This window comes from Methylobacterium sp. ap11, from assembly GCF_900110515.1.
Classification (GTDB): Bacteria; Pseudomonadota; Alphaproteobacteria; order Rhizobiales; family Beijerinckiaceae; genus Methylobacterium; species Methylobacterium ajmalii.
Map to the genome: position 1 here is coordinate 329,410 of NZ_FOEB01000005.1, position 23,055 is coordinate 352,464.

At 71.9% G+C, this 23,055-nt stretch carries 29 protein-coding genes; 15 read left to right on the forward strand and 14 right to left on the reverse strand.

All coding sequences use genetic code 11. The features are described 5' to 3' along the window. Positions 1–47: 47 nt before the first annotated feature. The 3 genes from BMX97_RS09975 to BMX97_RS09985 all read left to right on the forward strand — a co-directional run bounded on the left by BMX97_RS09975 (position 48) and on the right by BMX97_RS09985 (position 2,025). On the forward strand, positions 48–365 hold the full coding sequence (locus tag BMX97_RS09975; RefSeq protein ID WP_091748768.1) for a hypothetical protein: 318 nt from the start codon (positions 48–50) through the stop codon (positions 363–365). A gap of 206 nt (positions 366–571) precedes the next feature. Beyond that, positions 572–1,483: a dienelactone hydrolase family protein gene (locus BMX97_RS09980; protein WP_143074598.1), complete on the forward strand. Its 912-nt coding sequence runs from the start codon at positions 572–574 to the stop codon at positions 1,481–1,483. Between the two features lie 122 nt (positions 1,484–1,605). Further along, a complete protein-coding gene (locus BMX97_RS09985; protein WP_060847500.1) occupies positions 1,606–2,025 on the forward strand; it encodes a response regulator in 420 nt (139 codons plus the stop codon). A gap of 5 nt (positions 2,026–2,030) precedes the next feature. On the opposite strand, the gene BMX97_RS33600 is transcribed toward BMX97_RS09985, so the two are convergent. Genes BMX97_RS33600 through BMX97_RS10000 form a run of 3 tightly spaced genes read right to left on the reverse strand, consistent with a single transcriptional unit; the run spans position 2,031 to position 4,034 of the window. Then, complete coding sequence (locus BMX97_RS33600) at positions 2,031–2,507, reverse strand: RidA family protein (RefSeq protein ID WP_244538364.1); 477 nt, start codon at positions 2,505–2,507, stop codon at positions 2,031–2,033. 25 nt (positions 2,508–2,532) lie between these two features. Then, a complete protein-coding gene (locus tag BMX97_RS33605) occupies positions 2,533–2,982 on the reverse strand; it encodes a hypothetical protein (RefSeq protein ID WP_091748771.1) in 450 nt (149 codons plus the stop codon). A 23-nt stretch (positions 2,983–3,005) separates the two neighbouring features. After that, a complete protein-coding gene (locus tag BMX97_RS10000; RefSeq protein ID WP_244538368.1) occupies positions 3,006–4,034 on the reverse strand; it encodes an AI-2E family transporter in 1,029 nt (342 codons plus the stop codon). A gap of 336 nt (positions 4,035–4,370) precedes the next feature. Between BMX97_RS10000 and BMX97_RS10005 the strand changes: the two genes are divergently transcribed. The 9 genes from BMX97_RS10005 to BMX97_RS10045 all read left to right on the forward strand — a co-directional run bounded on the left by BMX97_RS10005 (position 4,371) and on the right by BMX97_RS10045 (position 11,853). Further along, entirely contained in the window at positions 4,371–4,658 is a 288-nt protein-coding gene (locus BMX97_RS10005) for an acyl carrier protein (protein WP_060847504.1), read from the forward strand. Positions 4,659–4,682: 24 nt separating this feature from the next. Continuing rightward, a complete protein-coding gene (locus BMX97_RS10010) occupies positions 4,683–5,147 on the forward strand; it encodes a 3-hydroxyacyl-ACP dehydratase FabZ family protein (protein ID WP_091748777.1) in 465 nt (154 codons plus the stop codon). Next, entirely contained in the window at positions 5,144–6,295 is a 1,152-nt protein-coding gene (locus tag BMX97_RS10015; RefSeq protein ID WP_091748780.1) for a beta-ketoacyl-ACP synthase, read from the forward strand. The genes BMX97_RS10010 and BMX97_RS10015 overlap by 4 nt, the downstream gene beginning before the upstream one ends. Then, entirely contained in the window at positions 6,292–7,566 is a 1,275-nt protein-coding gene (locus BMX97_RS10020; RefSeq protein ID WP_091748783.1) for a beta-ketoacyl-ACP synthase, read from the forward strand. The genes BMX97_RS10015 and BMX97_RS10020 overlap by 4 nt, the downstream gene beginning before the upstream one ends. Beyond that, entirely contained in the window at positions 7,563–8,327 is a 765-nt protein-coding gene (locus BMX97_RS10025; RefSeq protein WP_091748786.1) for an SDR family oxidoreductase, read from the forward strand. The genes BMX97_RS10020 and BMX97_RS10025 overlap by 4 nt, the downstream gene beginning before the upstream one ends. A gap of 12 nt (positions 8,328–8,339) precedes the next feature. Next, a complete protein-coding gene (locus tag BMX97_RS10030; protein WP_143074599.1) occupies positions 8,340–8,642 on the forward strand; it encodes an SH3 domain-containing protein in 303 nt (100 codons plus the stop codon). Positions 8,643–8,855: 213 nt separating this feature from the next. Further along, positions 8,856–9,878 carry a zinc-binding dehydrogenase gene (locus BMX97_RS10035; RefSeq protein WP_091748789.1) on the forward strand — a complete coding sequence of 341 codons (1,023 nt, stop codon included), beginning with the start codon at positions 8,856–8,858 and terminating at the stop codon, positions 9,876–9,878. Between the two features lie 144 nt (positions 9,879–10,022). Continuing rightward, positions 10,023–11,027, forward strand: a complete 1,005-nt coding sequence (locus tag BMX97_RS10040) for a lipid A biosynthesis lauroyl acyltransferase (RefSeq protein ID WP_091748792.1) — start codon at positions 10,023–10,025, stop codon at positions 11,025–11,027. A gap of 40 nt (positions 11,028–11,067) precedes the next feature. Further along, entirely contained in the window at positions 11,068–11,853 is a 786-nt protein-coding gene (locus BMX97_RS10045) for a DUF1223 domain-containing protein (RefSeq protein WP_091748800.1), read from the forward strand. 307 nt (positions 11,854–12,160) lie between these two features. Here the strand turns inward: BMX97_RS10045 and fliP are convergent, their stop codons facing one another. The 10 genes from fliP to flgB form a co-directional block, all read right to left on the reverse strand. Then, on the reverse strand, positions 12,161–12,940 hold the full coding sequence (gene fliP, locus BMX97_RS10050; RefSeq protein ID WP_177202174.1) for a flagellar type III secretion system pore protein FliP: 780 nt from the start codon (positions 12,938–12,940) through the stop codon (positions 12,161–12,163). Beyond that, entirely contained in the window at positions 12,937–13,428 is a 492-nt protein-coding gene (locus tag BMX97_RS10055; RefSeq protein WP_091748805.1) for a flagellar basal body-associated FliL family protein, read from the reverse strand. The genes fliP and BMX97_RS10055 overlap by 4 nt, the downstream gene beginning before the upstream one ends. A 25-nt stretch (positions 13,429–13,453) precedes the next feature. Then, positions 13,454–14,176 (reverse strand): flagellar basal body L-ring protein FlgH, encoded by a 723-nt coding sequence (flgH, locus tag BMX97_RS10060; RefSeq protein WP_091748810.1) that lies wholly within the window; start codon positions 14,174–14,176, stop codon positions 13,454–13,456. Continuing rightward, a complete protein-coding gene (locus tag BMX97_RS10065; protein WP_091748816.1) occupies positions 14,176–14,760 on the reverse strand; it encodes a MotE family protein in 585 nt (194 codons plus the stop codon). Before BMX97_RS10065 ends, flgH begins: the two co-directional genes overlap by 1 nt. Then, the gene (gene flgI, locus BMX97_RS10070; RefSeq protein ID WP_091748822.1) at positions 14,757–15,914 is read right to left on the reverse strand and encodes a flagellar basal body P-ring protein FlgI; all 1,158 of its coding nucleotides are present in this window, start codon (positions 15,912–15,914) and stop codon (positions 14,757–14,759) included. The genes BMX97_RS10065 and flgI overlap by 4 nt, the downstream gene beginning before the upstream one ends. After that, positions 15,914–16,462 (reverse strand): flagellar basal body P-ring formation chaperone FlgA, encoded by a 549-nt coding sequence (flgA, locus tag BMX97_RS10075; RefSeq protein WP_091748826.1) that lies wholly within the window; start codon positions 16,460–16,462, stop codon positions 15,914–15,916. Before flgA ends, flgI begins: the two co-directional genes overlap by 1 nt. A gap of 116 nt (positions 16,463–16,578) precedes the next feature. Then, complete coding sequence (gene flgG / locus BMX97_RS10080; RefSeq protein ID WP_048451387.1) at positions 16,579–17,367, reverse strand: flagellar basal-body rod protein FlgG; 789 nt, start codon at positions 17,365–17,367, stop codon at positions 16,579–16,581. A gap of 13 nt (positions 17,368–17,380) precedes the next feature. Next, positions 17,381–17,731, reverse strand: a complete 351-nt coding sequence (locus BMX97_RS10085; protein WP_091748832.1) for a flagellar hook-basal body complex protein FliE — start codon at positions 17,729–17,731, stop codon at positions 17,381–17,383. A 7-nt stretch (positions 17,732–17,738) separates the two neighbouring features. Further along, positions 17,739–18,155, reverse strand: coding sequence for a flagellar basal body rod protein FlgC (flgC, locus tag BMX97_RS10090; RefSeq protein WP_091748838.1), 417 nt, complete (start codon positions 18,153–18,155; stop codon positions 17,739–17,741). Beyond that, the gene (gene flgB / locus BMX97_RS10095; RefSeq protein WP_091748846.1) at positions 18,152–18,532 is read right to left on the reverse strand and encodes a flagellar basal body rod protein FlgB; all 381 of its coding nucleotides are present in this window, start codon (positions 18,530–18,532) and stop codon (positions 18,152–18,154) included. Before flgB ends, flgC begins: the two co-directional genes overlap by 4 nt. 321 nt (positions 18,533–18,853) lie before the next feature. Here flgB and BMX97_RS10100 point away from each other — a divergent pair, with 321 nt between their 5' ends. Further along, positions 18,854–19,126 (forward strand): hypothetical protein, encoded by a 273-nt coding sequence (locus tag BMX97_RS10100; protein WP_091748852.1) that lies wholly within the window; start codon positions 18,854–18,856, stop codon positions 19,124–19,126. 451 nt (positions 19,127–19,577) lie between these two features. Here the strand turns inward: BMX97_RS10100 and pobA are convergent, their stop codons facing one another. Further along, the gene (gene pobA, locus BMX97_RS10105) at positions 19,578–20,801 is read right to left on the reverse strand and encodes a 4-hydroxybenzoate 3-monooxygenase (RefSeq protein ID WP_091748856.1); all 1,224 of its coding nucleotides are present in this window, start codon (positions 20,799–20,801) and stop codon (positions 19,578–19,580) included. Positions 20,802–20,968: 167 nt separating this feature from the next. Here pobA and BMX97_RS10110 point away from each other — a divergent pair, with 167 nt between their 5' ends. After that, positions 20,969–21,868, forward strand: coding sequence for a helix-turn-helix domain-containing protein (locus BMX97_RS10110; protein WP_091748859.1), 900 nt, complete (start codon positions 20,969–20,971; stop codon positions 21,866–21,868). Further along, positions 21,865–22,791, forward strand: coding sequence for an aldo/keto reductase (locus tag BMX97_RS10115; RefSeq protein ID WP_091748862.1), 927 nt, complete (start codon positions 21,865–21,867; stop codon positions 22,789–22,791). Before BMX97_RS10110 ends, BMX97_RS10115 begins: the two co-directional genes overlap by 4 nt. Positions 22,792–23,055 lie beyond the last annotated feature (264 nt).

Consider the following 23,055-nt stretch of genomic DNA (forward strand, 5'->3'; position numbering starts at 1 on the left):
TCACCGCTCGGCGAATTTCTCCGCCGAGCCTCAACCCGAGGTTCCCCATGGATCCCAACCGCACCGTCGAGACCCCGACCGCGGCCCGCCAGGGCGCGAAGGGCCGTCCCGTCCTCTACGTGCTCATCGGCAGCCTGGCCCTGCTCGCCGTCGCCATGGTGGCGCTGCTCGGCTGGAACGGCGCGAACGCCCCGAAGGACTACGCCAGCCAGAGCCAGGACGCCTCGCGCCAGCAGATCACCGGCTCGCCGACCGGCAGCGCCAACGGCGTCTCGTCGGCGAACAGCAGCGGCGTCCCGGCCGGCAACCCGGCCTATCCGGCGCCGGCCGAGCCGAAGTCGACGGGCTCGACCAACGCCAAGTAGGATCTTCACGTAGGATCTTATTACGGCATCGCCAGCGCGTCGATCGCGCCGGACGCGCGAAGGGCCGCCCCGCACCGGGGCGGCCCTTCGCCGTTCGGAGTGGGCCTGACCGAATCGTGACCGTGCCGGGCCCGTTCGCCCTTGCCACGCAAGCATCGGCACGCATGATCGCGCCGCGGGGCGAACCCCGATCGGGAGGGCACGGCATGGCAACGAGCGACGCGGCGCGGCAAGGTGGGCGGCAGGACGGATCGACCGATCTCGAACAGCTCGACGGCCTGGTGATCCCGCCCTTCTCCCGGCGCGGCTTCGTGATGACGAGCCTGATGACCGGCCTGACGCTGGCCACCACGCGGGTCGAGGCGCAGGCCATCCGCACCGACGAGGCCGGCATCGTCGCCGGGGAGGTGCGGATCCCGGTCGGCGACGGGCCGATGCCGGCCTACCGGGCGATGCCGGAGGGGGCCGGGCCGTTCCCGATCGTGCTGGTGGTCGAGGAGATCTTCGGGGTCCACGACTACATCAAGGACATCTGCCGGCGGCTCGCCAAGGCCGGCTACACTGCGGTGGCGCCCGAGCTCTTCGCCCGCCAGGGCGACGTCTCGAAGATGACCGACGTGCAGGAGATCGTCCGCGAGGTGGTGTCGAAGACGCCGGACGCGCAGGTGATGGGTGACCTCGACGCCACCGCCGCCTGGGCGGCCTCCGACGCCAAGGGCGACGCCGGCAAGATCGGCATCACCGGCTGGTGCCGCGGCGGGCGCACCGTGTGGCTCTATGCCGCCCACAGCGCCAACCTGAAGGCCGGCGTCGCCTGGTACGGCAATTTCGGCGGCACCCGCAGTGCGATCCAGCCGAAGACCGCCGCCGACGTGATCGCGGACATCCGCGCACCGATCCTCGGCCTCTACGGCGCTGCCGACACCGGCATCCCGGTCGCCGACGTCGACAAGGCGCGGGAGGCGGCGAAGGCCGCCGGCAAGGACGTCGAGATCGTGGTCTTTCCGGACGCGCCGCACGGCTTCCATGCCGATTACCGCCCGAGCTACCGCAAGGGCCCGGCGGAGGACGGCTGGGGCCGGATGCTGGCATGGTTCCGACAGCACGGCGTCGCCTGAGAATCCGTCCGAATCCCCGTCGGTGTCGCGGCAAGCCTTGCATTGCCGCAACACCTCGGGAAGGATGAACACAGGGTCCCGGGAGCTATGCAACCAGTGGGCCGCAAGCTCGTTCCCTGCTCATGACCGAGTCCAGCGCCGCCGCGAAGACACAGCCCGTGATCCTGGTCGTCGAGGACGAGCCGGAGGAGCGTTTCCTGGCGGCCACGCTGCTGGAGGAGACGGGCTTCCGGGTCATCGAGGCCGAGACGGCCGAGAAGGCCCTGGCGATCCTGCGCGAGCGGGGCGACGAGGTGAACGTCGTCTTCTCGGACGTGCGGACCCCGGGCCAGATCGGGGGGTTCGAGCTCGCCCGCATCATCGGCGTCACCTGGCCGCGGGTCCACGTCCTGCTCACCTCGGGCGATGCCGGCGACCAGCCGAGCGACCTACGGATGTCGGCCACCTTCATCCCGAAGCCCTGGCGCGCCCTCGATGTCCTCACCCTGGTCGAGCAGGCCGCCGGCTACCACACCGGCGGCGACGCGCGCGACGCGCACTGAGGCTCTCACCTCACCTCGAAGATCCCGTCGACCTCGACGCTGGCATTGGCCGGCAGGCTCGCGACGCCGATCGCCGTGCGGGCGTGGCGCCCGGCCTCGCCGAACAGCTCGGCCATCAGGTCGGAGGCGCCGTTGACCGCCTTCGGCACGTCGGGCCAGCCCTGCTCCACCTGAACGAAGCCGCCGAGGCGGTGGCAGCGCACCACCCGGTCGAGATCGCCGTCGAGGGCGAGGCTCAGGGACGCCAGCAGGTTCAGGGCGCAGATCCGCGCCGCCTCCCGGCCCGTCGCGATGTCGGTCACCGGCCCGGTGTAGCGCACCTCGCCCTCCCACTCGCAGATCTGACCGGCGAGCCACAGCGTGGAGCCGATGCGCGAGAACGGCAGGAAGGCGCCGCGCGGTTCTGGGACCCGCGGCAGCGCGAGGCCGAGGGCGGCGAGGCGGCGGGCGGGCACGCCGCGAAGGGTGGGGGCTTGGTTCAACGCAACCTCTCGACACGGATCCGGATCAGTAGCGGCGTGCGCCGAGGATCGGCGGCGGCACGACGAAGACCCCGCCGGGCGCTGCGGGAGCAGCGGGCGCGCCGTAGGAGGGGCCGTAATAGCGGTCGTACGGATCGTAACGGCCGCCCGACCGGGACCGGTCGTCCCGCCAGCGGCCCTCGGCGTCGCGGCGGTCGCGGTCGTCCCGGTCGCGGCCGCGGCCGTCGTCCCGGTCCCAGTCGCGGCGGCGGGGCATGATCTCGTCCGGGTCGTCCCGGCCGAAGGCGCGGCGGTCGCGCCGGTCGAGGCCCCGCCCATCGTCGTCGGCGCGGAAGCGCGGGCCGTCCCGGTCGCCTCGACCGTAGTCCCCGTCCTCCGTGCCGCGGCGGGGCCCGGTGGGCTCGTCGTCCCACTGCGCCGGCGCCGGGGCGGCGGACAAGCCGACGAGCAGGGATGCGGCGAACAGGATTCTCATCGGGGCGGCGGTCCTTTCGTGGGTCAGGCGACGGCGTGGTCGTCGCCCGCCGTATATTCGCGCCACAGCAGTACCAAAGCCGCCATCACGGCGGGCCCGAGGAACAGGCCGAGCAGGCCGAAGCTCTCGACGCCGCCGAGGATGCCCAGCAGCACCCACAGGAAGGGCAGACGGGTGGCGCCGCCGATCAGCACCGGGCGCACGAAGTGGTCGGCCACGAAGGTGACGACGAGGCCTGCCACCGCCACTACGATCGCCGCGGTGACGCCGCCCTGGGCGGCCGCGAGCAGGGCCGCGAGGCCGAAGGCGACGGGCGCCCCGAACGGGATCATCGCGGCGAGCGCCGTGAAGGCGCCGAGCAGCACCGGATGCGGCACGCCGGCGAAGTAGTAGACGACGCCGAGCAGGAAGCCCTCGCCGAGGCCGACCAGCACCAGCCCGTCGACCGTGCCGTGGACCGAGGCCGCCATCTGGCGCGCCACCCGCTCGCCGCGCGGGCCGAACAGGCGGCGGGCCGCCGAGAGGCCTTGGGCTGCGAGCCCCGGCCCGTCGCGGAACAGGAAGAACAGGGTCAGCAGGGTGAAGCCGAACAGCATCGCCCGGTGGACGATCTGGCTGCCGAAGGTTCGCCCGAACCCGACCAGCGACGAGTGGTTGATCGACTGGTCGACGCGCTTCAGGACCTCGGACGAGCCCTGCGGGTGGCTCAGGTTCTCCTGCCACCAGGCCGAGACCTGAGCGGCGCCGAACGGCAGGTGCGAGACGAAGTCCGGCACCGGCCAGCCCTGCTCCTCGATCTGGCGCCAGAACGCGACCGCGTCGTGCGCCTCGCGCGCCGCCTGGATCGCCACCACGATCAGCGGCACCAGGATCACCAGGGCGACCGCGAGCGTGAGGACGGCCGGCCACAGGAGGTTGTGCTTGCCCGGCGGCTTGATCCGCACCAGCCGCTCGCGCAGCGGCCACAGGGCGATCGCCAGGATCACCGCCCAGACCAGCGCCGGCAGGAACGGATGCAGCACCCACACACCCAGCGCCCCGAGCGCGATCACAAGCGCCGCGCGGGCAAAGGCGGATGTCCCCGTCGCAGGCGGCGGCGGGGCGGGGGGGTGTCCAGGTCCGGGGGTGGTCGGGGGCTTCACGTGTTCCATGCCGGAATCATCCTCCGCCGCGCGGCGGGTGCGTCATCCGACCTGACCTAGGGCACGCCGCGCCCACGGAAACGCCGCGCGGTTGCCGGCCCGTCCCCCCTCGTGTATGCGGGCCCCTCGACCGGGCGCTGCCCGGCGGACCCGTTTCGGGTAGGCGGTTTCGTGGCCGGGGTGCGGGCGGTGCCCGGAGGTCGCGCCGTTCGAGCCAGATCTCAGCAGGAAGACGGCTGCACGTCCATGTCCGACACCTTCGACCGCGTCGCCACCATCATCGCCGACGTCGCCGACATCCCGCGCGAGAAGATCACGCCGGAGAGCCACGCCATCGACGACCTGGGCATCGACAGCCTGGCCTTCCTCGACATCGCCTTCGAGATCGACAAGACCTTCGGGATCAAGCTGCCCCTCGAGCAGTGGACCCAGGAGGTCAACGAGGGCAAGGTTCCGGCCGAGCAGTACTTCGTGCTCAAGAATCTGTGCGAGCGCATCGACGGCCTGGTGGCCGAGAAGGCCGCCAAGGCCTGATCCGGTTCTGAAGCGGTCGCCGGGATGCGCCTCGAATATTTCGACATGATCGACCGGGTCGTCAGCCTCGACCGCGAGGCCGGGCGCCTGGTCGCCCGGTCCACGGTGCCGCAGGAGAGCCCGGTCTTCGAAGGGCACTTCCCCGGCCACCCGCTGGTGCCCGGCGTGCTGCTCACCGAGACGATGGCGCAGGCCTCCGGGTACCTGCTGCTTGCGCGTGCGTCGTTCAGCCACATGCCGTTCCTGATGGGGGTCGACAAGGCGCGCTTCCGGACCTTCGTCGGCCCCGGGGCCGAGCTGGAGGTCGAGGCGAGCCTGGAGCACGACGGCTCGGGCTATGCCGTGACCAAGGCGGTGATCCGGGCCGAGGGCAAGCCGATCTGCAACGCCGAATTGCGGTTCCGGACCATGCCGTTCCCGGATGGGCTCGGCGCGCTGATGCGCGAGCGCACCGCCCGGATCGGCCTGCCCGACGGAGCGGATTCATGACAGCGGTCCCGACCCGCCCCGTGGTCGTCACCGGCCTCGGGCTCGTCTCCTGCGCGGGCGAGGGCGTGGACGCGCATCTCGCGGCCTACCGGGCCGGGGCGGCGCCCCGCAACGACGCCGCGACCTTCGCGCCGTACCCGGTCCACCCGGTCGCGCCCTTCACCCTCGACGGCCAGATCCCGAAGAAGTCCGACCAGCGGCAGATGGAGCCGTGGCAGCGCCTCGGCGTCTACGCCGCCGGCCTCGCCCTCGATGCGGCGGGCGCCAAGGCGGATGCGGGCTTGAAGGCCGCCATGCACCTCGTCGTGGCGGCGGGCGGCGGCGAGCGCGACTACGCGGTCGACGGCCAGATCCTGACCGGGCTGCGCCAGGCGGCGGATCCCGGCGCCTACCTCAACGAGCGCCTGCTGAACGACCTGCGGCCGACGCTGTTCCTCGCCCAGCTCTCGAACCTGCTCGCCGGCAACATCGCCATCGTGCACGGGGTCACGGGCGCCTCGCGCACCTTCATGGGCGAGGAATCGAGCGGCGTGGATGCCCTGCGGATCGCGCAGGCCCGCATCGCCGCCGGCCAGCTCGACATCGTCCTCGTCGGCGGCTCCTACAACGCCGAGCGGGCCGACGTGCTGCTGATCCACGAGATGGGCGGCTACCTCTCCAAGCCCGAGTACCGGCCGGTCTTCGAGCGTACCGCCGCCCCCGGCTTCATCCTCGGCTCCGGCGCCGCCTTCCTGGTGCTCGAGGCCGCCGACCACGCCGCGGCCCGCGGCGCCCGGGCGCTCGCCCGGCTCGACGCGGTGGCGAGCGACCGCACGAAGCGCCGGGACGGCAGCGTCGCGGACAGCCTGACGGATCTCTGGGGCCGGGCCGGCCTTGCTCGGCCCGACGCCGTGATCTCGGCCGCGACCGGCTGCGCCGGCATCACGGGCGAGGAGCGGGACGCGCTGACGGCCCTGGCGCCGCAAGCGCCGGTCCGGGCGCTCGGCGACCTCACCGGCCATACGCTCGAGGCTGCCGCGCCCTTCGGCGCGGCGCTGGCGGCCGCCCTGGTGGCGGCGGGCGAGGCGCGCGAGGTCGCCGTCACGGCGGTCGGCCATCGCCGGGGCGAGGGCGTGCTGCGCCTCACCACCGCAGGGGACAGCCGATGAGCCGCGACCACGACGCGATGGGACGCCCCCTGGTGGCGGTCACCGGCCTCGGCGTGGTGACCTCGCTCGGCCAGGGCGTCGCCGACAACTGGGCCGCGCTCACCGCCGGCCGCTCGGGCATCCACGCCATCACGCGCTTCCCGACCGAGGGCCTGCGCACCCGCATCGCCGGCACGGTCGACTTCATCGCCGCCGACCCGATGGTGGCGCCGATGCTCTCCGAGCGCTTCGCCGAGGCCGCGGCCGCCGAGGCGATCGGGCAGGCGGGCCTGTCCGGCGACTTCCCCGGCGCGCTGTTCATGGCGGTGCCGCCGGTCGAGATCGAGTGGCCGCAGCGCCAGGCGCTCGCCGAGGCCGCGGTCCCGAACGGCGATGTGACCTATGCCGACCTGCTGCGGGCGGCCGAGAGCCGGCGCTTCGACGCCTGGCACGACCTGTTCATCTTCGGCACGGTCGCCGACAGCATCGCCGACCGCTTCGGCACGAAGGGCTCGCCGATCTCGCTCTCCACCGCCTGCTCGTCGGGCGCGACGGCGATCCAGCTCGGCGTCGAGGCGATCCGCCGCGGCGAGGTCGAGGCGGCGCTCTGCATCGGCACCGACGGCTCGGTGAACCCAGAATCGCTGATCCGGTTCTCGCTGCTCTCGGCCCTCTCGACCCAGAACGACCCGCCGGAGGCCGCTTCCAAGCCCTTCGCCAAGAACCGCGACGGCTTCGTGATGGGCGAGGGCGCCGCCGCTCTGGTGCTGGAGAGCGCGGCGAGCGCGCGAGCCCGCGGCGCCAGGATCCTCGGCTACGTGCTCGGCTGCGGCGAAAAGGGCGACGGCTTCCACCGCACCCGCTCGAGTCCGGATGGCGCGCCAATCATCGCGGCGATCCGTGCGGCCATCGACGATGCCGGCCTGCATCCCGACCAGATCGATACCGTGAACGCCCACGGCACCGGCACGCCGGAGAACGACAAGATGGAGGCGATGGGCTGCCTCGCGGTGCTCGGCGAGCGCATGCGCACCGTGCCGATCTCCTCCAACAAGTCGATGATCGGCCACACGCTCACCGCGGCCGGCGCGGTCGAGGCGGCGTTCTCGCTGCTGACCATCGCGCATGGCCGGGTGCCGCCGACCCTGAACTACGCCGTGCCCGACCCGGCGATCCCGCTCGACGTGGTGACGGCCGCCCGCGACCTGCCGGTGCGGACGGTGCTGTCGAACTCCTTCGGCTTCGGCGGGCAGAACACCTGCCTCGTCTTCGGGGCGGAGCCCGTCCGATGACCGCGATCCACAACCGGCGCGTCCTCGTCACCGGGGGGGCGCGGGGCCTGGGCGCCGCGATCGTGCGGTCGCTGATGGCCTCCGGCCACGATGTCGACTTCACCTATCGCGGCTCGCGCGACGCCGCGGAAGCGCTGGCGCTCGAACTCGCCGCCCTCCATCCCGAGCAGCGCCTGCGGCCCCACGCCCTCGACCTCGCCGACAAGGCGGCGCTCGACGACTTCTGCGGCGTGATGGAGGGCGAGGGCATCTTCGGCCTCGTCCACAATGCCGGCCAGCCCTGCGACAGCCTCGCCGCCGTCCTCGACCAGGACCGGGCGGAGGCTGCGATGCAAGTCAATTTCTGGTCGCTGACCCGCCTCGCCAAGGCGCTGGTGCGGCCGATGACCCGGGCGAAGGCCGGGCGCATCGTGGCGATCGGCTCGGTGGCGGCGCTCCGGGCCAATCCCGGCAACGCGGCCTACGCGGCGAGCAAGGGCGCCCTGATCGCCTATTGCCGGACCCTCGCGATCGAATCGGCACGCCGCGGCGTCACCGTCAACGTCGTGGCGCCGGGTTTCATCGACACCGACATGATGGCGCCCTACGCCGCCCATCGCGCCGGCATGGAGAAGCAGATCCCGTCCGGGCGCTTCGCCGCGCCGGCGGAGGTGGCCGATCTGGTCGCATTCCTGGTGAGCCCCGCGGCGGGCTACGTCACCGGCACCGTGCTGCCGGTCGATGGCGGCCTCACCGCGATGATGGGCATCCATCGCACCTGACGAACCGGATTCATGCGGTACCCCCTCGCGTGCGCCGCCGTGGCGGCGGCCTTCCTCCTCGTTCCCGCGCCGGTCCAGGCGCAGGATTTCGGCCGCCTGGAGTTCTTTCGGGTCGAGGGGCTGCCCCCGGGCGACACGCTCAGCATCCGCGAGGCCCCGGACGCCGAGTCGCCGGCCATCGGTCAGGCGCCGCCCCGCGGGCGGCTTCGCGGCTTCGGCTGCACCAACGAGACCCCGAGCCGCCTGACCTGGTGCCGGGTGAAGCTCGGTCCCGTCGTGGGCTGGGCGCGGCGGCGCTACCTGACGCCGGAGTGAGGCGGCGTTGCCGACGCGGCGCCCTCCGTTTAAGTCCCGTTCCAACGATCCTGTCCTTTCACATTGCAGTGCGCCTCTCCTCCCCCCTGTGGGGAGGAGCCGGAGGTGGGGGTGGTGCCGGATAGAGCTCACAGGTGCCTCCTGCACCACCCCCACCCCTGACCCCTCCCCACAAGGGGGAGGGGACACGCGCTCGTCTGACGAAAGACCCCCATGAAAGCCCTCCAGCTCTTCGGCGACCGCGACCTGCGCCTGACAGAGGTTCCCGACCTCGACGCCCCCGGCCCCGGCGAGGTGCAGATCCGGGTCCGCGCCGTCGGCCTCAACTTCATCGACGTCTGGGGCTTTCGCGGCATGGCCTTCGCCAAGCGCAAGCTGCCGCTCACCGTCGGGGCCGAGGCCGCCGGCGAGATCGCGGCGCTCGGCGAGGGCGTCGAGGGGCTAAAGGTCGGCGACAAGGTCGCGCCCTACGGCGCGCTCACCTGCGGGAAGTGCCGCGCCTGCCGCGAGGGCCGGGACAACCTGTGCGAGGAGGTCGGCGGCGTGCTCGGCTTCCACGTCGACGGCTTCGCCCGCGAATACGTCAACCTGCCGGCGCGCCTCGTCGTGCGGGTGCCCGATTCCGTCAGCTTCACCGACGCGGCCTGCGCGCCGATCGCCTTCGGCACCGTGCAGCACATGCTGTTCGACAACGCCAAGCTCGAGCCCGGCGAGACGATCTTGGTCCATGCCGGGGGATCGGGCATCGGCACGACCGCGATCAAGATGGCGAAGGCGATCGGCTGCACGGTGTTCACCACCGTGGGCGACGACGCCAAGGGCGAGAAGGCGCGGGCGCTCGGCGCCGACCACGTCGTCAACTACCGCACCGAGCGCTTCGAGGGCGAGGTGCGCAAGGCCACCAAGCGCAAGGGCGTCGACGTGGTGTTCGAGCATGTCGGCCCCGAGACCTGGAACGGCTCGCTGCTGTGCCTCAAGCGCGGCGGGCGCCTCGTCACCTGCGGGTCGACCTCGGGCGTCTCCACCACCATGAACCTGATGCAGCTCTTCCAGCAGCAATACCGCATCACCGGCTCGTTCGGCTGCCGCATCGCCAACATCCGCGACGCGCTCGACAAGATGGCCGACGGGATCACCCCGGTGATCGACACCGTGCTGCCGCTCGGCGATTTCGCGCAGGGGCTGGAACGGCTCGAGTCGCGCAAGGTGTTCGGGAAGATCCTGGTCACGCTCTGACGGCCACGCCCGCCGAAGAACGGCGCGCAGGGCATTGTCGCGCTCTTGCGCAAACCGGCCGGGCAGGAGAAGAGGCGAGGCGCGAGGTTCGCAAAACCTGCGCCGTCCCGCCCTCTCGTATCCGGAATGCTTCGTGAGACCGTCGTGCTGCGCCTGAAGCTGAGGCTCTACCGCGCCCTGTCCCGCCTCGCCGGCCTGCCGATGGTCTTCGTGGTCCGCGCCCTGTTCGCGCTGGCGCGCCTGCTCGGCCCGGTCCGCGCGGCAGGGGCGGGCGCCGCGATCGCCCGGGCGATCGGCCCGCGCCTGCCCTCGCACCGCACGGCGCTCGACAACCTGCGCCAGTCCTTCCCGGAGAAGGACGAGGCCGCGATCGCCGCGATCGCGCTCGGGGCCTGGGACAACCTCGGCCGCACCGGCGCCGAATACGCCCATCTCGGCGACATCTTCGACTACGACCCCGCCGCCGCGACGCCGGGGCGGATCGAGGTCGAGGGCATCGAGCACTTCTTCTCCCTGCGCGACGACGGCAAGCCGGGCCTGATCTTCTCGGCCCATCTCGGCAACTGGGAGCTGCCGGCGATCTGCGCCGCCCGCTTCGGCCTGGAGGCGAGCGCGGTGTTTCGCCCGCCGAACAGCCCGGCCGCCGCGCAGCTGGTGCAGGAGGTGCGCCGCGCCACCATGGGCGGCCTGACGGCGGCCGGCCCCGGCGCCGCCTTCAAGATGCAGGGCGTGGTCGAGCGCGGCGGCCATCTCGGCATGCTGGTCGACCAGCACTTCACCCGCGGGGTGGTGGTGGATTTCCTCGGCCGGCCGGCGCTGGTGAACCCGCTGCTCGCCAAGCTCGCCCGGCACTACGACTGCCCGGTCCACGGGGTGCGGGTGGTCCGGCTGCCCGGCGACCGCTTCCGCCTGGAGCTGACCCCGGCGCTGGCCCTGCCGCGGGACGCCGGCGGCGGCGTCGACGTGCAGGGCGCCATGCAGGCGATGAGCGACGTCATCGCCGGATGGGTGCGCGAGCATCCAGAGCAGTGGCTGTGGATGCACCGGCGCTGGCGCCCGTCGATGCTACCCAAGGCGCCGGCCCGCGCGCCGGCGGTCCAGGCCCCAAGCTCGATCCAGGCCTCGACCTCGATCCAGGCCTCAAGCTAACGTGACTTCTCTCCGCGCTCCCGCCGGGTGTTGATGGCACATGACGCGTGCGCCCTCCCACCGCTGGCTCGCCGGCCTCGTCGCGGCCGGCCTCGGCCTTCCCGGCCCGGCGCCGCGCGCGCAGGACGTCGCCCCGCGCAACCAGGAGATCGCCCGGCAGGACGGGGCGCCCCGGGCGGTGGTCGAGCTGTTCACCAGCCAGGGCTGCTCGGCCTGCCCGCCGGCCGACCGGCTGGTGACCGAGCTCGCCCGTGATCCGGGCGTGATCGCCCTGACGCTGCCGGTGACCTATTGGGACTATCTCGGTTGGAAGGACACGCTGGCCAGCACGTCGTTCACCGCGCGCCAGCGCGCCTATGCGAGCATGCGCGGCGACCGCCAGGTCTTCACGCCCCAGGTGGTGGTCAACGGTGCCACCACGGTGGTCGGCTCCGACCGGGCGGCGCTGGAACGCAGCATCCGCGAGCCCGGCACCGCCGCGAGCCTGCCGGTGCCGATCCACAGCGAGGCCGCTCCCGACCGCATCCTGATCGAGGTCGGGCCGGCCCGCGAGGCCGGCCGCACCGCCGAGGTCTGGCTGCTGCCCGTCGCCCGCGCCCGCGAGGTCGCGATCGGACGGGGCGAGAACCGCGGCCGCACCGTCACCTACCGCAACGTGGTGCGGGGCATGCACCATGTCGGCGCCTGGCGCGGCGCGCCGGCCCATTACGAGGTGCCCCGTACCGCGCTGGCGGCCGCCGACGCCGATTCGTACGTCGTGGTGCTGCAAACCGAGAATAACGGGCCGGGGCGCATCCTCGGGGCTGCCAAGGGGCCGGGGCTGTAGGAGGCCCGTCCGGGGCCAGTGTCATCCATCGCTTCACGATTGGTCGAGACGCGGCCGCTGTCCGGGCCCAGGTCGGCAGCGCGAAGGGGAGCGCTCGAAGCAACGAAACCTTTGTCGCTGAACACCGCCACCAGGCGGCTCAGTCGACCGGGACCGCATCGGTGTTCTCTTGCTGCCGCTTCGAGCCACGGCCCAGGCCTACCCGAGCCATTCGCCCTATAATTCAATCAAAAAGCAATTTTTGACGACTTTCATACCATTATTTCGATCGTCTAAATATATGAAAACGATAACGACCGTCATTCGATCAGAAGAACGATCGCACCAATCCGCTCACCAGCAGGTTCCATCCGTCGATCAGGATGAAAAACAGCACCTTGAACGGCAGCGAGATCACCGTCGGCGGCAGCATCATCATACCCATCGACATCACGATGGTCGAGACGATCATGTCGATGACGAGGAAGGGCAGGGCGATGAGGAACCCGATCTCGAAGCCGCGGCGCAATTCCGAGATCATGAAGGCCGGGATCAGGATCCGCAGGTCGATCTTCTCGCCCTCCTGGGGCTTCGGGAAGGTGCGGCTGGCGAGGTCCTGGAAGGTCTGGAGGTCCTTTGGCCGGACCTGGGCCGACATGAACTCGCGGAACGGATCGGTGATGCGGGTGAAGGCCTCCTCCTCGGTGATCCGGTTCTCCTGAAGCGGGCGCACGCCCTCGTTCCAGGCCCGGTCGAAGGTCGGCGCCATGACGTAGAAGGTCATGAACAGCGACAGGCTGACGAGGAACAGGTTGGCCGGCGTGCTCTGCAGGCCGATGCCGGACCGCAGGAACGAGAACGCGACGGCAAAGCGCGTGAAGCTCGTCACCATCACGAGGAGCCCCGGCGCCAGCGACAGCACCGTGAGGAGCGCGACGATCTGGAGGATGCGCCCGCTCGCCGCGCCGTTGCCCGGCGGCAGGAGCGCGTCGAGGCCCGGGATGCCGGTGACGCCGGCGGTTCCCCCGCCGGTGCCCTGCGCCAGGGCGGCTCCGGCCGAGAGCAGGAAGAGCGTCGCCGCGAGGGCGACCTTGCCGGAATGCCTCACTGGACCACCAAAGCCTCGACGATGAGCTCGCGCACGGCGCCCTTGGTGCGCAGGGCCACGCGCTCGTTGAGATCCTCGCGCAGGTGCTGCAGGCCGTTCGCCCCCTCGATCTGGGCGGTCGAGAGCGTGCGGAGATACGCGACGAGGTCGGCCTTGATCTCCGCGAGGGTGATGTCCGGGGTCGGCAGGCTGCCGGTCTTGAACACCACCGAGGATTCGATGCGGACCCAGGAATCGGCCGGCTCGGCGAGGTTCGTCACCACCGAGCCGACGCTGCGCAGGGTCAGCTCGCCGGTGTAGTTCAGCACCTTGGCGGCCTTCTCGTGCTCCTGGGCCTCGCGGGTCTTCTGGTCGACCGCCTTCTCGACGCTCGTCATCAGGTACATGCCCAGACCCGCCCCGGTGCCGACGGCGACCAGGGTGCAGAGGGCGAGCGCGCCGATCCAGGCCTTGCCGCCGCCCTTCTTCTTCTCGTCCTTGTCCGCCATCGCGCGTCCTTCCGGTTCAAGGCCGTCAGAACGGCGCGACGGTCTCGAAGATCTGCTGGCCGAGGGTCGGCCCCTGCACGTCGGTCAGGCGGCCGCGGCCGCCGTAGGAGACGCGGGCCTCCGCGATCTTGTCGTAGTCGATGGTGTTCTTGCGCGAGATGTCGCGCGGCCGGACGATGCCGGCGACGTTGAGGACGCGGACCTCGTTGTTGACCCGGATCTCCTGCGAACCGCTGATCAAGAGGTTGCCGTTCGGCAGGACCTCGGTGATCACCGCGGCCACCGACAGGCTCAGGTTCTCCTTGCGGTCGATGGTGCCCTGGCCCTTGGTCTCGGTGCCCGAGCGGATGCCGGTATCGGCGGTGGCCGAGTCCTTCAGGCCCGAGACGCCGTAGCCGAAATCGAAGCCGAGGCTCGATTTCTGGCTGCGCGAGCGGTCGCTGGCGTTGTCGAACTGCGCCTTGTCGTTGATCAGGATGCTGACCGTCAGCACGTCGCCGATGTTGCGGGCGCGGGGATCCTGGAACAGGTCGGCGCTCGCGGGCGACCAGGTCGAGTGGTAGCTGTGCCGGCTCTGGAGCGAGCCGAAGCTCGACGGCAGGGCCTCGCGCGGGGCGGCGAGCCCGGTCCCGATCGGCGTCAGGACCGGCGGGCGGCCGAACTCGTCGAGCCTGCTCTGGCAGCCGGCGAGGGAGAGACCCGCCACAGCGAGGGCAAGGAGGCGGGAAGCCGGAGCTCTGCGGGTCATCACGATCTCTCGTTGTCCTTGCGACGGCCGGCCTCGGCCATCTTGCGGGCCAGCGACGCGGCGCGGGAGGCCTCCATCTCGGCGAGCACCGCGCTCGCCGTGCGGGCGTTCAGCTTCACCAGGATCGCCGCGGCGTTGTCCTCGGGCATGTTGGTGAGCTGGAGCGCGGCCGCGTCGGCGCGCATCTTGGCGTAGACCGCCACCACGCTCTCGTCGGCCTTGGCCAGGAACTCCTTGCGGCGCTGGACCACCGCCTCGTACTCGGCGCGCTTCTCCTCCAGGCGGCGGATGCGCTCCTCGACCTGCTTCTCGAGTGCGGCGAGCTGCTCCTTCTGCCAGGCGAAGCGGGCATCGGCCGCCGCGTCCGCGATGGTGGCGCAGTAGCCGGTCTTCGACGGGTCCTTGGCGGCGGCCCCGGCGGCGAAGTCCTGGGCGGTCGGCTCCTTGGGGGCGTCGCGGGCGGCGATGGCCCGCATCGCGGCGTCCTTGGCCGGGTCGCTCGCCGCACCGCCATGGCCGTCGCCGGCGGCGAAGGCCGGGCCCGCGAGGATCAACAGGAGGGCCGTGAGGAGGATCCGGGTCATTGGACGACGAGCTCCGCCTGGAGGGCGCCGGCGGTCTTCACCGCCTGGAGGATCGCGATGATGTCGGTGGGCTTCAGGCCGACCTGGTTGAGGCCGCGCACCAGCGTCTGCAGGTCGGAGCCGCCGAGCACCGCGAGCTTGCCCTGCTCCTCGCGCGCCGCCACCTCCGTGCGCGGCACCACCGTGGTCTGGCCGTTCGAGAACGGCGCGGGTTGGGACACCTCCGGCGTCTCGGTGACCCGCACCGTGAGGTTGCCGTGGGTGACCGCCACCGTGGAGATCTGCACGTTGCGGCCGATCACCACCGTCCCGGTGCGCTGGTCGACCACGACCCGGGCCGGCACGTCGGGCTGGATCGTCAGGTCGCCGATCTCGGCCACCAGCCGCGGCAGGATCATGTCGCGGGGCCGCTGGAGCACCACCGAGCGCTGGTCGCGCGGGCTGGCGATGCGGCGGTGGAAGCGGCCCATCGCGTAGGCGTTGATCGCGTCGGCCACCATCGTGGCGGTCTTGAAGTCGGGGTTCTTCAGCTCGAAGATCAGCTCGGGCAGGTCGCGGAACGCGCCCGGCACCTCGCGCTCGATGAGCGCGCCGTTGGGGATGCGGCCGGCGGTCGGCACGCCCTGCGTCAGCTGCTCGGCCTGGCCCTGCGCCGAGAAGCCCGAGACCGCGAGCGGGCCCTGCGCGGCGGCGTAGACGTTGCCGTCGCCGCCCGACAGGGGCGTCATCAGCAGGGTGCCGCCGCGCAGCGAGGTCGCGTCGCCGAGCGAGGTCACGGTGACGTCGATGCGCGAGCCGGCGCCGACATAGGGCGGCAGGTCGGCCGTCACCATCACGGCGGCGACGTTGCGGGTGCGCAGGCGCGCGTCGCGCACGTTGATGCCCATCCGGTCGAGCATCGATTGCAGCGACTGCTCGGTGAACTGGGCGTTGCGCAGGGTGTCGCCGGTGCCCTGCAGGCCTGTGACGAGGCCGTAGCCGACGATCTGGTTGTCGCGCACGCCCTTGAGGCTGGCGACGTCCTTGATGCGTGCGTAGCCGCCGCCGGCGATGACCGGGGCGACCGCGAAGGCTGGCACGGCCGGCGCCGCGAGGCCCGAGCCGAGCGCGAGAAGGCCGAGGGCGACGCGCGCGACGCGCAGGGAGGCCCGCATCAGAAGCCGCCGATCTTGATGCGCCCGTCGGCCATCACGGTGCCGAGCACGATGCGGTTGGTGTCGGTGTTGCGCACCCGGATCGTCTCGCCGAGACCGCCGTTCTGCAGCGGCTGGCCGACCGCCGTGATGACGAGGCCGTTCTCCTCGAAGACCATCTGGGTCGGGGTACCGCGGCTGACGAGGCGCGGGTCGTCGACGGCGTTGACCGGCACCGGCTCGCCCGGCAGCAGCATCCGGCGGGCGGTGCGCCCGACGATGGCCATCGGCGCGTCGATCACCGCGGCCCGGGCCCGGTAGGTCGTCGGGTAGGACTGGAGCCGCAGCATCGTCTCCTTGATCGTGTCGCCCGGATAGATCGTCACGGTCGGGACCGGCAGCAGCATCTCGCCCGCCGTCAGGGCGGCAGGCGAGTCGACCGACGACGGGGCCGGGGCGGCCACGCCGAGGGCGGCCGGCAGGCAGAGGCCGACGAGCGCCAGGAGGAGGCGGGAGCGCCGAAGGCGGGAATGCCAGAGGGAGGAGGTGGTGGAGCGAGAGGAGGACATGGAGCGAGGGGAGGACATGGGGTGCCGCGCCGGGAGGAGGAGCGCCGCCGGGTCCGGCGGCGAGGCAGTCTCACCGTGGAGGGGTTCCGGAGGGCCGGGACGCCCGGGATCCCGGCTCAGCGGATGCCCTTGGAGATCGTGCCCGCCATCTCGTCGACGGCCTGGATCACCTTGGAGTTCATCTCGAACGAGCGCTGGGCGGTGATCAGGCTGGTGATCTCCTTGACCGGATCGACGTTCGATCCTTCGAGGTAGCCCTGCTGGATCTTGCCGTAGCTGACGTCGCCGGGATTGCCGATCACCGCCGCGCCGGAGGCCGGGGTCTCGCGGTAGAGACCGTTGCCGAGGGGCTCGAGGCCCGACTCGTTGGCGAAATTGGCGATGGTGAGCTGGCCGATGTTCTGCTGCGCGACCTGGCCCTCGATCTTGGCGAAGACCTGGCCCGACTGGTTGATGGTGATTTCGGTGGCGTTGTTCGGGATCAGGATCGCCGGGTCGACCGTGTAGCCCTCGAGCGTGACGAGCTGGCCGGTGGCGTTCTTGTTGAAGGCGCCGGCGCGGGTGTAGTTGACCTCGCCGCTCGGGCTCTGGATCTGGAAGTAGCCGCGGCCGTTGATCGCGAGATCGAGCTGGTTGGCGGTGTTGGTGAGCTGGCCCTGGCGGTGCAGGTTGCGGATCGCGGCGGCGCGCACGCCGAGGCCGAGCATCGCGCCCTCGGGAATCGCCTCCTGGCCGGCCTGGTTCGGCACGCCCTGCTGGCGCTCGGCCTGGTAGAGCAGGTCGGTGAACTCGGCCCGCGCGCCCTTGAACCCGGTGGTGTTCAGGTTGGCGATGTTGTTGGCGATGACCTCGAGGTTGAGCTGCTGGGCGGACATGCCCGTGGCGGCGACGGCGAGCGCTCTCATCTGCGTATAATCCTCAGATCGCCATGCGGCTCAGTTCGAGGTAGGCGGCCACGACCTTGTCGCGGATGGCGACCGCGGTCTGCAGGCTCTGCTCGGCGGACATCACCGCCTCGACGACCTGCTGGGTCGAGGCCTTGCCCTGGATGCCGGCGATCGAGGCGGCCTCGCCGGTGCGCAGCTGGTCGCGCACGCCGGTGGCGAAGCTCGCCATGATCTGCCCGAAATCCGCCGGGGCGGCGGCATCGGCGCCCGGAACGGCGCCGGTGACCGGGGGCAGCATCGCCCGCTGGACGGACGCGGCGGCCTCGGGCCGGGCGGAGGCGGCGGCCCGGTCGAAGGCCGAGAGGGTGAGGGCCTCGATCATCGGATGCTCATGTCCTCAGGAGGTCGATCACGCTGGCCACCATGGCGCGGGCCTGCTTGATCACCTGCAGGTTGGCTTCGTAGGAGCGGTTGGCCTCGCGCATGTCGGCCATCTCGATCAGGGCGTTCACATTCGGCAGCTTGACGTTGCCGTTCTGGTCCGCCGCCGGGTTGCCCGGGTCGTGCTCGACCCGGAACGGGGTCTTGTCGGTGTCGATGTCGCGCACCCGCACCGACGCGGCGCCGATCGCCCGGTCGAGCTCGGCCTTGAAGGTCACGGTCTTGCGCGCATACGGGTCGGCGCCCGGCGCGGCGCCGGTCGACTGGGCGTTGGCGAGGTTTTCCGACACCACGCGCATGCGCAGGGACTGGGCCTCGAGGCCCGCGCTCGCCAGCCGCGACGCGGTCTGCAGGGGGTCGATCACGATCCGCTCCTCACGGCCGACATCAGCATGCGGTGGAAGCTGCGCACCACGCCGACATCGAGGTTGTGCTGGCGCGAGACCTCGCTCGCCTTGAGCATCTCCTGCTCGAGGCTGACGCTGCTCGAGGTCTCGAGCACGTCCCAGCCGGACTTGTCGGTCCGCACCGGCACGCCGAGGCCGGGAGCCTGGAGATGGCTCTGCGCCGTCGTCGCCATGTCGGCGCCGGTCCGGGCCAGGACCTGGGCGAAGGGCACCGTGTCCTTGGCGAGGTAGCCTTGCGTGTTGGCGTTCGCCACGTTGCCGGCGATCGCCGACTGGCGCACCGACAGGTAGCGGGTGTGCAGCGAGGCGAGATCGAACAGGTAGATCCCCGTCACGCGAACCCCTCCATGCCCGTCACTCCATCCTGTCCCGAAACGACCCGACGCCCGGGCCCTGCCGCGTAACGGCGGGTTTAGGAGCGCAACCTTGTCCGAGGCTGGCGGAGCTTGCGCGGAGGCCGATGCGGCCCGTCCGGGCCGGGACGCCCATGCCGGGACGCCCGCGCTGCGGGTGGGCCGCATGTCCCTGCGTCTCACAAAATGGACCAGTCATCCCAAAGATCAGTTTGCCGGCTTTCGCAATATCGCGCCGATTGCCCGGGCCGATCGACAAGAGCATACGGGCGTTCTCGTGGGGCGAAAGGCGCCGTCGAACCCATGCCGCGTTATCGCTTCAGGTTGAGTCTCTACGAGCGGCTGCTCGACGGGGGAGATTGGGTCGAGATCGCGGACGCCGCCTCGGCCCTCGGTGCCGCACGCCGGCTCGCCCGCGCGCTTCTCGACCTGGCGGACCCGACGGTGCCGTGGATGGACGGCGCGCTGGTGATCGAGAGCGGCGACGGCAGCGAGCCGGTGATCCTGCCGCTCCGCGACGTGGCCGCGGATCTGGGCATGGACCCAGGCCCGGGCCTGGCGACGACCCGCCACTGAGCCGTCCGCCGCGCGCCCGTGGCTGCGATATCGTGCCCTTGCCCTTGGACGACGGGGCGCCTGGACGACGAGGAGCTTGGACGACGCATTCGCGCGAGGCGGCGCGAGGTCGGCAGGCGGGCCGGAAGGGAAGGGGCGGCAGCCCGACGCCCGGAGGGGGCGAAGCACGGGCACCAGGCTGCCGCCGAGCCCGGGCAGGCAAAGACCCGCGGGCTTGCCCCCCGTCTAGCTCCGGCCCTGGCTCGCGAGCTGTGCGGCGGCGCACCGCCGGACCCTCCGGCGCCCCGGGGCCCGCGGGAATGGACCGGCCATGTCACGCCCCGCCGCCGGTTCCGAGGCGGCTCCCTCACGCAGGCGGGGCTCGGCCCCGGCCAACCGATACGACGCCCCCGCCCGATTCATTACCGGCACGGGCCGTCCGGGCCCGCCGAGCGCCCGTGAAGCAGCGCCCTCAATGCGCCGGGGCTCGCGCTCCACTCTCCGCCGGCATCGAACCGCCTTTCTCCATCGGCAGCCCGACGTAGTTCTCGGCCAAGGCCGTCTGCGCCGCCTCCGATCCCCGGATATAGGCAAGCTCCGCGACCTGCATCCGGCGCGCGAACGCGTCCATGTCGGGGAAGCGGTGCGTGAGGCCGGTGAACCACCAGCTGAAGCGCTCGGCCTTCCATACCCGGGCGAGCGCCCGGGCCGAGTAGCCGTCGAGGCCGGAGGAATCGCGCTCGGCGTAGTGTAGGGTCAGGGCCTCGGCCAGCATCGCGACGTCGGAGACGGCGAGGTTCATGCCCTTGGCGCCCGTCGGCGGAACGATGTGGGCGGCGTCGCCGGCGAGGAAGAGGCGGCCGTAGCGCATCGGCTCGGCGACGAAGCTGCGCAGCGGCGCGATGCTCTTCTCGAAGGAGGGGCCGCGCACCAGCCCGGCGGAGGCCTGCGGCCCGAGGCGGGTCTCGATCTCGTCCCAGAAGCGGTCGTCGGACCAGTCCTCGATCCGCTCGTCGAGGCCGACCTGGACGTAGTAGCGGCTGCGCGTGGGCGAGCGCATGCTGGCGAGCGCGAAGCCGTTGGCGTGGTTGGCGTAGATCAGCTCGTGGTTGACCGGTGGCACCTCGGCCAGGATGCCGAGCCAGCCGAAGGGGTAGACCCGCTCGTAGACCCGGAGGATGTCGGCCGGGATCGCCGCGCGGCCGACGCCGTGGAAGCCGTCGCAGGCCGCGATGAAGTCGCAGGCGAGGGTCCGCACCTCGCCGTCCTTGGTGAAGCTGACGCTCGGGCTTTCGCCGTTCAGGCCGTCGAGCCGCAGGTCCTCGGCCTCGAACACGATGTGGACGCCGCGGGGTTCGGCGGCGTCGAACAAGTCGCGCATCACCTCCTGCTGGCCGTAGACCGTGACGGCCGCGCCGCCGGTCAGGGCCGCCATGTCGATGCGGAAGATCTCGCCGTCATAGACGAGGTTGGTGCCGTTATGGACCAGGCCCTCGGCCTTGAGCCGCGCGTCGAGCCCGAGCTCCCGCATCAGCGCGACGGTGCCCTGCTCGAGCACGCCGGCCCGCACCCGACCCTCGACATACTCGCGAGTGCGCCGCTCCAGCACTACCGCGTCGATCCCGGCCCGCGCCAGCAGGTGGGCGAGAAACAGGCCGGCCGGGCCGGCGCCGATGATGGCGACCTGCGTGCGCATGAGCGTTTCCTTGGCTGTCGCCGCGATCCCGCGGCGGCGCCCCCGTCTGCGCGAGGGCTCTCCCGTGACGGAAAGGTGAACCGCGCCGGCCCGGTTGACGATGGACGGGACGCGGAAAAAGTTGGACTTTTCGATCACCCCTCCCGCCCGGCCCGGGACCGTCCGCGATGCGCATCGATCCCGTCCAACCCCCTGCGGTGCCGCATTTCTTCCTCTACGGCGAGGCACCGCGGGACGCGGACGACCGCTTCCTGCATCTCGAGGCCTTGGACGATCGCAGCCGGCCGAACCGCTGGACCATCCGCCCCCACGTCCATTCCGGGCTGCACCAGCTCCTGCTCATCGCCGAGGGCGCCGGCGAGATGCGGGCGGAGGAGGCCCGCTTCGTTTTCGCGGCGCCCTGCCTGCTGGCGGTGCCGGCCGGCACCGCCCACGGCTTCCGCTTCACCGACGGGACGGTCGGCACGGTCGTGACCCTCTCGTCGCGCTACCTGCGCGACCTGTGCGGCCGCGAGCCGGAACTGGCGGCCCTGTTCGCCGGTCCCGCCGCCCTGGCGTTGCCGGAGCCGGACGCGGTCGAGGAGGCGGTGGCCGAACTCGCCCGGGAGATCGCCTGGGCGGCGCCGGGGCGGCGCGGCGCCATCGAGGCGCACCTGATGCTGGTCCTGGTCGCCGGCCTGCGCCGGCTCGCCGCGAGCCGCGCGCCGGCGGCTCCACCGGGCCCGCAGGCGCTGCTCGCCGCGCGCTTCCGCGAGCTGGTCGAGGCGCATCACCGCCGCGAGCGCCCGCTCTCCGCCTACGCGGACGATCTCGGGGTGAGCGAGGCGCGGCTGCGCACCGCCTGCCGGGCGGTGGCGGGCGCGAGCCCGGGCCGGATCATCCGCGAGCGCCGCCTCCTCGAGGCCAAGCGCAGCCTGCTCTATTCCGATCTCGGCATCGCCGAGATCGCCTACGGCCTCGGCTTCACGGACCCGGCCTATTTCTCGCGCTTCTTCGCCAAGGGCACCGGCGAGTGCCCGCGGGCGTTTCGCGACCGGCGCGGCGCCGACAGGGGAGAGACGCGATGACGATCGGACGGGACGGGCTGACCCGGCAGGGATTTCTGGGCGCCGCGCTGGCGGCGGCGGTCGGCGGCGGGGCGCCGGCGCAGGGCGGCACGGCACGGGCGCTGCACCGGCGGCCGATTCCCGGCACCGACGAGACCCTGCCGGTGATCGGGCTCGGCACCTGGCGGGGCTTCGACGTCGGCGAGACTCCCGCCGAGCGGGCGCCCTTGCGCGGCGTGGTGGCGACCCTGCTCGCCGGCGGCGGAAGGGTGATCGATTCCTCGCCGATGTACGGCCGGGCCGAGGGCGTGACCGGCGACCTCGTGGCGGAAACCGGCGCCCGCGACACGGCGTTTCTCGCCACCAAGGTCTGGACCAGCGGCCGCGAGGCGGGGATCGCCCAGATGCAGCGCTCGCTCCGGCTGCTGCGGACCGAGCGGCTCGATCTGATGCAGATCCACAACCTGCTCGACTGGCGCACCCACCTGCCGGTCCTGCGGGAGTGGAAGGCGGCGGGCCGCATTCGCCACCTCGGCATCTCGCACTACACCGAGAGCGCCTACGACGCCGTCGAGGCGGTGCTGCGGGCCGAGCGGCTGGACGTCCTTCAGATCAACTACGCCCTCGACGACCGGGCGGCGGAGGAGCGCCTGCTGCCGCTCGCCGCGGAGCGCGGCGTGGCGGTCCTGGTCAACCGGCCGTTCGGCGGCGGCGGGCTGCTGCGGCGCCTGGCCGGCAGGCCGCTGCCGGGCTACGCGGCGGATCTCGGCAGCGGCTCCTGGGCCGAACTCCTGCTGAAGTTCGTGGTCTCCCACCCGGCCGTGACCTGTGCGATCCCCGGCACCGCCGATCCCGGCCACATGGCGGCGAACCTGCGCGCCGGGACCGGACCGCTGCCGGACGAGGCCCTGCGCCGCCGCATGGCCGCGGACACGACCCCGTGAACCGGGCAGGATCCATGATCCGAGTCGAACGGCGGGACGGACCAAGTCACCGGCCCCCATTCTCCGGTCAAGCGCGGCCATTCGCAAAGTCGATCCATCCTGCAAGCGTGTCCTTGGCACCGTCGGTCGTGTTGTCTGCGCCTTATTGCTGCCGTTCTGCCCATGTTAAGGAACCGCCATCTACATCGCTTCACGCCGACCCCGCGGCCTCCCGTCATCGCATCACGGTTCGAGCGGAACCGCGCGAGAGACCGGCCACGCGCG